At 55.1% G+C, this 9,008-nt stretch carries 8 protein-coding genes; 5 read left to right on the forward strand and 3 right to left on the reverse strand.

Features of this window, described 5'->3' with window-relative positions; all coding sequences use genetic code 11:
• Positions 1 to 77: 77 nt before the first annotated feature.
• Together LOC54_RS10215 and LOC54_RS10220 are read right to left on the reverse strand one after the other, a co-directional pair.
• Positions 78 to 1,487, reverse strand: coding sequence for a glutamate--cysteine ligase (locus LOC54_RS10215; protein ID WP_279313713.1), 1,410 nt, complete (start codon positions 1,485 to 1,487; stop codon positions 78 to 80).
• Positions 1,488 to 1,519: 32 nt separating this feature from the next.
• Complete coding sequence (locus tag LOC54_RS10220) at positions 1,520 to 2,245, reverse strand: 16S rRNA (uracil(1498)-N(3))-methyltransferase (protein ID WP_279313714.1); 726 nt, start codon at positions 2,243 to 2,245, stop codon at positions 1,520 to 1,522.
• A 122-nt stretch (positions 2,246 to 2,367) separates the two neighbouring features.
• On the opposite strand from LOC54_RS10220, the gene ubiA reads away from it, so the two are divergent.
• From ubiA to LOC54_RS10235, 3 genes are all read left to right on the forward strand, one after another.
• On the forward strand, positions 2,368 to 3,285 hold the full coding sequence (gene ubiA, locus LOC54_RS10225) for a 4-hydroxybenzoate octaprenyltransferase (RefSeq protein ID WP_279313715.1): 918 nt from the start codon (positions 2,368 to 2,370) through the stop codon (positions 3,283 to 3,285).
• 328 nt (positions 3,286 to 3,613) lie between these two features.
• A complete protein-coding gene (locus LOC54_RS10230; protein WP_279313716.1) occupies positions 3,614 to 3,919 on the forward strand; it encodes a hypothetical protein in 306 nt (101 codons plus the stop codon).
• 121 nt (positions 3,920 to 4,040) lie between these two features.
• A complete protein-coding gene (locus LOC54_RS10235; RefSeq protein ID WP_279313717.1) occupies positions 4,041 to 5,180 on the forward strand; it encodes a DEAD/DEAH box helicase in 1,140 nt (379 codons plus the stop codon).
• A 37-nt stretch (positions 5,181 to 5,217) separates the two neighbouring features.
• On the opposite strand, the gene LOC54_RS10240 is transcribed toward LOC54_RS10235, so the two are convergent.
• Positions 5,218 to 7,299, reverse strand: a complete 2,082-nt coding sequence (locus tag LOC54_RS10240; protein WP_279313718.1) for a TonB-dependent siderophore receptor — start codon at positions 7,297 to 7,299, stop codon at positions 5,218 to 5,220.
• A gap of 670 nt (positions 7,300 to 7,969) precedes the next feature.
• On the opposite strand from LOC54_RS10240, the gene LOC54_RS10245 reads away from it, so the two are divergent.
• Both LOC54_RS10245 and LOC54_RS10250 read left to right on the forward strand, forming a co-directional pair.
• Positions 7,970 to 8,290, forward strand: a complete 321-nt coding sequence (locus LOC54_RS10245; RefSeq protein ID WP_279313719.1) for a hypothetical protein — start codon at positions 7,970 to 7,972, stop codon at positions 8,288 to 8,290.
• A gap of 9 nt (positions 8,291 to 8,299) precedes the next feature.
• Positions 8,300 to 8,989, forward strand: coding sequence for a glutathionylspermidine synthase family protein (locus LOC54_RS10250; RefSeq protein WP_279313720.1), 690 nt, complete (start codon positions 8,300 to 8,302; stop codon positions 8,987 to 8,989).
• Positions 8,990 to 9,008 lie beyond the last annotated feature (19 nt).

Here is a 9,008-nt window from a genome sequence, read left to right on the forward strand (position 1 = left end):
ACGACAAACTCAAATCTACTTTCCTCGCAGCCGTGCAGTTCGCCTCAATCATCATACTGCTTAACTGACGACACGCCCTAGACCTCCGCCTCCGGGAAGATACGTGTCACATCTCCTGCCCAGGGGCCGTCATATCTTTCCAGCCAGTGCTGTGCCTGGGTGGGTCCTCCTGCCGCAATTGCCTCCAGCGGTGCCAGAAGAACGCTCTCGTCACGACCGGAAGCATCTTTCAGGCCACGTGCACGCAGGCCGTCGCGAGCTATACCGATCATACGCGCGGCCAGATCCCGAACGCTACCGGAGCCGAACGGTGTTTCTATTCCCGTACGGGGGATCTGAGCACGCAATGCGATGTAATCGCTCCAGGGGTGTTCCCTGACCAGGGCCTCTGCGGCGCTCAGAGCGGTCTCGTCATACAGCAGGCCGACCCAGAGGGCTGACTGTGCCAGCATCATTTCCGGAGAACCTGCATCGGCACCCCGCATCTCCAGAAACTGCTTGAGGCGGACATCCGGGAACAGGGTTGTCAGGTGATCTTCAAAATCACCGACCAGAGGCTGCACATCCTCCAGTCCTTCCTGTCGCTCCCCTGCCATCCACTTGCGGAATGAGCGCCCGGCGACATCACGGATCACACCATCGCGCACGATGAAATACATCGGGACATCCAGCGCCCATTCGACATAGGAGCGAAATCCGAAATCGTCGCGGAAGCAGATATCGGGCATCCCGGAACGCGCATTGTCTGTATCGGTCCAGACCTGTGCGCGACCGGACATGAAGCCTGAGGGCTTTCCTTCCCTGAAAGGTGAGTTCGCGAATATGGCGGTCGCGACCGGCTGCAGTGCCAGAGAGACCTGCATCTTGCGGACCATATCCCGTTCGGATGCAAAATCGAGATTGACCTGTACCGTGCAGGTTCTGGTCATCATATCCAGCCCGTATGCACCTACCTCAGGCATGTAACGGCGCATAATGGCGTAGCGGCTTTTGGGCATCCACGGGCGCTCATCCCGTGTTTCCAGGGGATGGAAGCCCAGAGATGCAAAGCCAAGCCCAAGCGAACGGGCGGGACCGCGTAAAGCCGCGAAATGACGCTCAAACTCCTCCCGGGTCTCATGAAGTGTCGCAACCGGTGCACCGGACAGCTCAAACTGGCCTGAAGGCTCCAGAGAAATGGAGCAGCCCTTTTCCGTCCCGACCCCCTTGAGACCGATGACCTCGCCTTTATCCTCTATGGGCTGCCAGCTCTCCGGAGCCGCCTCTCTGAACGAGTTCAGAAGCGCCTTGATCCCCTGCGGCTCCCAGGGTGGGGAGGACCAGGCTCTGCGCTCTGCAGTTGCGGCTTCGGGACGCACGAAGCCGAATTTTTCGTGTTCGGTCCCTATACGCCATGCCTCCCGGGGTTTGCATCCCCGGGACAGAACGGAAACGAGATCATCAACCGACGTGACGGGCGTCTCATCGTGGTCGGAAGGATTGGACATCAGAAAAAACTTTCCGTCTGAGCGTCAAAAATTCACGCATTAACCGTCATCAGCGCGAGCCCGGCCACCACCGCCGTTTCAGCACGCAACACCGTACTGCCCAGACTCACTGTCGTAACAAAGGTACGCGAACGCAGAACGTCAAGTTCCGTATCGCTGAAACCTCCCTCCGGACCCGTCAGCAGACCGTCTCCGGGACGTATTTTCGCGAACTGATCCCTTGTTTCTGCCCTGTAACGCTCGACTGCAACATAAAGTCCTGCCTCTTCAGGCCATGAGCCGAGAAATTCTGCCAGCCGGACGGGTTCATCCACGGAGGGAACGCTCAGACGCTCGCATTGTTCGGATGCCTCCATGGCAATCGTCTCAAGGCGCGACACATTCACGCGGCTCGCCATCGTCCGCTCCGTCATGACGGGCATGAAGCGCGATACGCCGAGCTCGGTTCCCATTCTGACCACCAGATCCGTCGCATCCCGCTTGAGAAGGGCAAAGGCCAGAACGGGACCGGTCTCAGGCGCCGGCAGTCGCAAATTCCTCACGAGACGGAAGCTGCCCCTGTCCTTTCTTACCGCATCGATACGGGCCAGCCATTCTCCTGCCTCCGCACTGAACAGACGGATCTCATCCCCGCTCTCCCGCCGCAGCACGCTGCCGAGATAGCGTGCCTGCTCGGGGGTCATGGTGAGTTCATGGTTCTCCGCCGCATCCTCCCGGGTAAGGGCAGCATGCAGACGCGGCAGGGTATGCAGCGACATTTTTCTCTTTCCGCAGAAATCCTGAACTTCTCTCTCATGACATTCCGGGAACGGCAACTGTCTCGCACGGGGCAGAAACCTCTGATAGACAGCAGGATCGCCATCCGATCAGGGAGAGAGCCGTGTCCGCCAGCCGTGCGCCGCATACAGATATCGTGACCGACGGCTGGATCGCGCGACTGCCTCCGGCCGTGCGCCCTTATGCACTGCTCGCCCGGCTTGATCGCCCTGTGGGAACCTGGCTTCTGTTCCTGCCCGGTGTCTGGGGCATTCTTCTGCCGTCCGGAGCGACAGCGCCCGAGCGCATCCGCCTCCTCCTGCTGTTCGGTCTGGGCAGCCTGATCATGCGTTCTGCCGGATGCGTCGTGAACGATATGTGGGACCGGGACATTGATCGCCAGGTGACCCGTACTGCGGGACGGCCCCTGGCTGCCGGGGTCATCAGGATGCGCCATGCCGGATATTTCCTGATCGGACTGCTTCTCTCCGGCCTTCTGATTCTGCTGCAGCTCAACCCTGCGGCACAGATTCTCGGGGCACTCTCCCTGATCCTCGTGGCGCTTTATCCCCTTGCCAAGCGGTTTACATGGTGGCCGCAGCTGGTGATGGGCTTTACCTTCGGTTTCGGCGCACCCTTGGGATACGTTGCCGCCACGGGGCGGATCGATGCAGCCATGATTGCTCTCTATGCGGGCACGATCATGTGGCAACTCGGGTTCGATACGATTTACGGCTTCCAGGACATGGAAGACGATGCCCGTATTGGCGTTAAATCCACTTCACGGCTGATGGCCGGAAGAGCAGTACCGTTCATTCTGGTCTGCTACGTCTCCGCCATAGCTCTGCTGATCACGGCCGGACTTCTTGCCGAAGCGGGAAAGGCTTTCCTGCCCGTGCTGATCATTCCGGCGTTTATGCTGATCCGGCAGGCTCTGACGGTGAAGACAGACGATCCCGCTCTTTGTCTCCGTCAGTTCCGTCTGAACCGGGAAATCGGGCTTCTGATCGGCCTGTCCTGCCTTGCCGGGCTCTGCTCATAACTTTTTATCGCGCGGATTACGCCACATATTCGCCGGAATCTGACAGCGGAGCCTGCATCTGCCCCCGATGATTCGGGCAGATACCGACATCCTGCGTGTCGTATGAGATGAACATACATAATTTTTTTCTTAAAATAAGAATAAAAAAATAATTGTATTCTTTTTTATAGCTCATAAAAGTATATTTTTATATTATTTTCTTCATTTTTATACATTTGTTCGTCAAGATTCTTTTTTCGTTAATTATTCGTTAAACCAATCCTTTTCTTTCGGACAGAGCCGGGAATAATACAAATCGTTCACCAACTCTTCCTCTGGAAAATTAAATATGTCTAAAAAAGTTGAATTGTCTTCCGAAATGGATCAAAATCTTTCAATTTTACTTTATAAAAATGGAATTAGTATTCGTTCTTCTGCAGAAATTCAGGGAAGAAGCCGAAACTTTATTCATAGAAGATCTCAGTTTATTACATCATGCGAACGAAAGAAAATCTGCACCCCGCTGAGAGAGCGCGCAGGAGAAGAGCCGCTGCCGGTCGGCCACGCGATTACATGGTCTGCAATCCAGATCCCGCCCTATGTCAGCCGCTCAGGACAGAATGATGACTTTCCGGCTTTTGCACGAGCCGCCTGAACCACGTTCCGGCCTGGCAAAAACAGTATCATTCTGACAGAACCGACGGCCCCGTCTTGCGGACGGGGCCGTTTCCCTGTTTCTAGGGAGGATTGCGAACCGGCTATCGCGGATTATTCCTGTGTCTGAACTGCCTGCCCCCGAACTGAACATCACGCTGCGCCGTAATCTTGAACACGGCGGTATCAGCGACCTGACCGAATTCCAGAAGGAGGCCTTTGCGGCCATCTCCGGCGGACGGGACGTCGTGGCTACGGCTCCGACCGGCACGGGCAAGACCGCAGCCTATCTTCTGCCGCTGATCTCCCTGCTCCTGCGTGAGCCGGAGGAGGTTTCGCCTCTCCTGCTGATTCTCGTGCCGACCAGAGAACTCTGCCGTCAGATTGCACGTGTGGTGCAGCAGTTCACGAAAGATCTGTCTCTGCCGGCCCTTGCGCTTTATGGCGGGCAGAAGGATGCCGCTCGTGAGGATGAGGAAGAAGAGACCCCGTACTGGCGCATCCTGATTGCGACACCGGGACGCCTTGTTGATCTTGCCGGACGCAAAGACTCTCCTCTTCCTCAGGTTGGCAGGATTGTTCTGGATGAGGCTGACAGGCTGCTGGATACAGAGTTTCTGGATGAAACACTCCATATTCTGGACCGTACACCCCTGCCTCGGCAGATGATCATGGTTTCCGCCACGTTTCCTGACGATCTCAGACCGGTCATGCAGGATCTCCTGCACAGACCTCTGACCATCAGGGCAGCACCGGCACAGACCTCGACCGCAGACGGAAAGATACGTCCGTCTGTCCGTCAGGGCGTTATCTTCACCGAGGCAAGACAGAAGCCTGACATTCTCCGCACCCTGCTCCTGCAGCGCCCGGATCAGAGCTGCATCGTGTTTGCAAATACGAGAGAGGAAGCCGCAGCGACATTCAGACAGCTCCGCAGTGCAAAGCTTTCGGTTGTCACGCTTCATGGCGGAATGGATCAGGAAGCGCGCAATAAGGCCACGGACCGCTTCCGATCCGGCCGGGCGACGATCCTCATTACGACAGATCTGGTCGCACGCGGGCTTGATATCGGGCAGGTGCGGCAGATCATCAGCCTCTCTCCGCCTGAGACGCCTGAAACCTATATCCACCGTATCGGTCGTACCGGGCGTGCTGGAAAAACAGGCTGGGCCGTAACGCTGTGCACGCCTTCGGAGCGCTCAGCCCTCCGGAAGGTTGAAATTACACAAAAACAGCATCTTACGGTTCTTCCTTCACCCTGACAGGCGGATATTTTACACCCGCCTGTTCAGACGGGTCTCAGTAGTGACCGCGCAATGTGAAGCTGAACGTGCGGGGCTGACCGAAGATATAGCCATCATAGAAGCCGGCCTGATGGTAATATGTCTTATCCGTCAGGTTCGTGATGTTCCCTGATATATCCAGCCAGTCCGTTGCCCTGTAGCGGGCCATCAGGTTGATGAGCGTATAGCCGTTGGTCCTGATGTTGGAGTTGTCATACTTGCCGTTCCCCAGCGGGCGGCCCGGATTGGTCGGCCACTGGGAGCTGGTCTGGCTGGAAATACCTCCTCCGATGGTCAGGCGATGCAGAGCGCCGGAAAATGTATAGCTTGTGGTCAGGCGGACCAGATGTCTGGGATCCTGCTGATAGGCCAGACCTTTTGTATCCAGATAGCTGTATCCGAAGAAGATGTTCCATCCCGGCAGCAGCATTCCCGATACGTCGAAATCAATCCCCTGAGATCTGACACCGCTGACGGATTCATAAATCGTGTTTCCGGTGATATCATTCACCGCGCCGGTGGACTGAGCCACGTTGTTCTGATCGTTCCGGTAAAAGGCAAGGGATGTATTGAGGCGATCATGATAGAACGCGCCCTTGATACCGGCTTCGTAGCTTTTCCCCATGACGGGTGCCAGAGACTGATTGTTGGCATCCCGCATTGATGACTGCGGCGTGAATATATTGGTATAGCTGCTGTAGATGGAAAAATTCTTTGTAAGATCATAGACTATACCGGCATAGGGCGTAAGGACGGCATTCTGACGATTACCGCCCCCCGCAGCTGTATAGCGATTGGAGACGTTGAAGTTGCCGCTGTAGGCTTCATACGTGCTGACACGTCCGCCGAGTATCAGGGAAAGTCCCTTTGCGAGAATGAAGCGCCCTGAAGCATAGGCACCATAGTTGCGCGTCACCTCAACCAGCCTTGCGTGCGTACGATAGGTGTTGAAGCCGGGATAGGATCCGTCCCATGTCTGCCAGTTTTCAACGGGCAGACCGGCTGAACGATACTGACAGGCCGAGTATGGCGTTACGCCATTGATGTTACAGTTCCCGATGGCATTGCTGAATGTGTAGGTCGTCAGTTCGTCATTATATCCGTTGAACCCGAACGCAAGCTGATGCTCCCGGCCGAACAGATGCATCGGTCCGGAAAACCGGACATCGGCATTGTCGCGGGCATCGGAATATTCACTGTGCAGGGCATTCAGATAGGCGCCGGTTCCGTCCTGATTCCAGAACCCTGCATAACCTCCGACATTTCTTGCCGCGTTATTGATCTTGGCAACACCGAGATTACTGGTGGAATCACTCTGCGTGCGCATATACCCGACCTTCAGATGCCATCCGGCTCCGAAATCATGGTCGTAATTTATGAAAGCCGTATACATTTCCTGGAAGGAATAACTCCAGTCCGCGGCCGGATTGGTCTTCCTGGAAAGATGGGTCGGCGTGCCGTCGGCATACCAGATCGGCACGTTCGTGCCCCATGAGGCGCCGTCAGTGCGGGTACGCTCATACTGAAACCCGAAATTCAGCGTATCCCGGACGGAAAGATCGGCAGCAAAGCTTGCAAGGGCACCGATCCTGTTCACATGCTCGCGCTGGCGGAATGTGTCCGTATCATCCCAGCTGAACACATAGCGGCTGCGGACCGACCCTGATTTCGTGATCGGAGTGTTCACGTCAGCCATCACCCGCCGCTCGTTCCAGTTGCCCAGACGCAGCAGGCCGCCGACCTGAAGTTTTTTCGTCGGAAGCTTCCGCTGCAGGTAGATCGTGGCAGACGGATCGCCCGTCCCTCCCATCAGTCCGTTCGCTCCGCGGACAATCTGGACGTTATCGTAAAGATCCATGTTCATGGTGGAGCCGACACCACTGAAACTGGTGCTGCCGTCGACCTGCATCCCGTCGATCCGGTAGTTCGTGATATCAAAGCCACGGGCCCGGTAGGTCGTTCTTCCCGCATTGTCACTCTGCTGGGATGTCACACCTGAGGTGGTGTTCATGACATCGTCCAGGGTGTTGATCTGCTGATCATCCATAAGCTGACGCGTAATAACTGTAACAGTCTGAGGGGTTTCGCGCAGGGACATATTCAGTCCCGTGGAAATGCTTGTGTTTTTTATTGTGTAAACCCTGCGGGTAGACCGGTCGCCTTTGACAATAATATCTTCTCTCGAACTGTCTGTTTTTTTGTGTTTGTGTTTCTTTTTATTGTAATTATCGTAGTTTTCTTTTTTATGGGATACATTTTCTCCGACGTCAGCCGCATATGCCGGAGAAACTTCGCACAGTACAACAGTAATAATGCCGAAGCATGTTGCGGACAGAAAACTCTGTCTTAGGAAAGCGGCCACCTGATCTCGATCCTCGGTATGATAATGATAATCATTATCACCTTGATATTGTCTGAAATTCATTTGTCAAGCAGACCGATCCGCACGATCTGGCCACTTTCCTTTCGGGATCGACCGATTGTTTTCCCTGATATCCGGGAGATTTTCTCAATCTCCTCATCCGTCAACGGCTTCGTAATCCGTTCATATTGTTACGGAAAGTAATACTCAGGCTGAATGAAAGCCTCCGCTATGCAACAAACTTTTCCGGAATCGCATTGTTCAGACGGGATCATAAATTTTCTATATATTATAAATATGAATAAATATAGATTAATATATTTATTTATTTGTGTTTATTTAAATATTATTTCTCCTGAAATATGTTCAGACTGCCCGCACAAGAGCTTCTGAACCGAAAGATTCGATGAAGAAAAATATTCTTTTCAATGCCTGCTTTATATCAGCGGTGATGCTCCTCGGGTTCTTTATCTCTCACTACCGGCACGAGCAGAGAACGGGTGCTTCCTCCTGCCGTGCCGCCACACGCAATGCCTCCGATCAGCAGCAGGATTCCGAGGACTGTACCGAGGAAACATCTTCAGGAGGACATGGGGCTGCCCACGTATCCGACGTCTCCTGGTTCAGAAAATCCTTCTCGGCTGAAGGCGCCGGAGAGGCAGAATCTGCCGGTCATGCCGGTTTCGGGGAAAGCGCAGCGGGACATTCCGGAGGCGGAGGCGAATAAGGTCAGGATATGCCTCGCCTCAGACGCGTACCCTCACGCGAACGACCGGACTGGATGGCACAGGCAGACCGTCTCGGATATGACTATTACCGGAATTCAGACGGCAGTTTCGCGTGGCGGGAAGATGTCCGTTATGAGTTCGATGCCTCTGCCCTTGCCCTGATCCGCAAGGTTACGGAGACACTCCATGATCTTTGCCTCGACGTGGTGCAGGATGCCGTCGGGCGTGAGGGCGGGCTGGATGAATTTTTCATCCCCCGTGCCGTTCAGGACACCGTCCGTCAGTCCTGGCAGCGGAGAGATCCTTTCGTGATCGGGCGTTTCGATCTGGCATGGTGCGGCGGACAGCCGAAGCTGATCGAATATAATGCCGACACGCCCGCAACCCTGCCCGAAAGCACGCGCATGCAGACCGTGTGGCACCGCCGGAGAGGCTGGCCACATACTCACGCCGCTCTGGATGCCGCTCTTCTGACTGATCGCCTCCGCCATCTCCGGCAGAAGGGTCTGATCCATCACACGGTACATATCGTGCCATATCCTGATAATACCGAGGACAGGACGCATGCACTTTTCTACAGACAATGGGCCGAGGAAGCAGGTCTGAATGCGATCCACTGTGAACTGAAGGATCTGGAGATTGAATTGCCCCGGGTTTTGTGGAGACAGAACGACCCGAGAGGTAAGAAGAATTCATGAGCAACAAATCGAAGCGTTT

It is taken from the genome of Acetobacter sp. AN02 (assembly GCF_029759835.1).
In the GTDB taxonomy this organism is placed as follows: Bacteria; Pseudomonadota; Alphaproteobacteria; order Acetobacterales; family Acetobacteraceae; genus Acetobacter.

Excerpts from the sequence above, each read along its gene's own strand:
- LOC54_RS10250 (WP_279313720.1), top strand. The coding sequence starts at position 8,300 with ATGCCTCGCCTCAGACGCGTACCCTCACGCGAACGACCGGACTGGATG.
- LOC54_RS10220 (WP_279313714.1), bottom strand. The coding sequence starts at position 2,245 with ATGTCGCTGCATACCCTGCCGCGTCTGCATGCTGCCCTTACCCGGGAG.
- LOC54_RS10240 (WP_279313718.1), bottom strand. The coding sequence starts at position 7,299 with ATGTCCCTGCGCGAAACCCCTCAGACTGTTACAGTTATTACGCGTCAG.
- LOC54_RS10215 (WP_279313713.1), bottom strand. The coding sequence starts at position 1,487 with ATGTCCAATCCTTCCGACCACGATGAGACGCCCGTCACGTCGGTTGAT.
- LOC54_RS10245 (WP_279313719.1), top strand. The coding sequence starts at position 7,970 with ATGAAGAAAAATATTCTTTTCAATGCCTGCTTTATATCAGCGGTGATG.
- LOC54_RS10230 (WP_279313716.1), top strand. The coding sequence starts at position 3,614 with ATGTCTAAAAAAGTTGAATTGTCTTCCGAAATGGATCAAAATCTTTCA.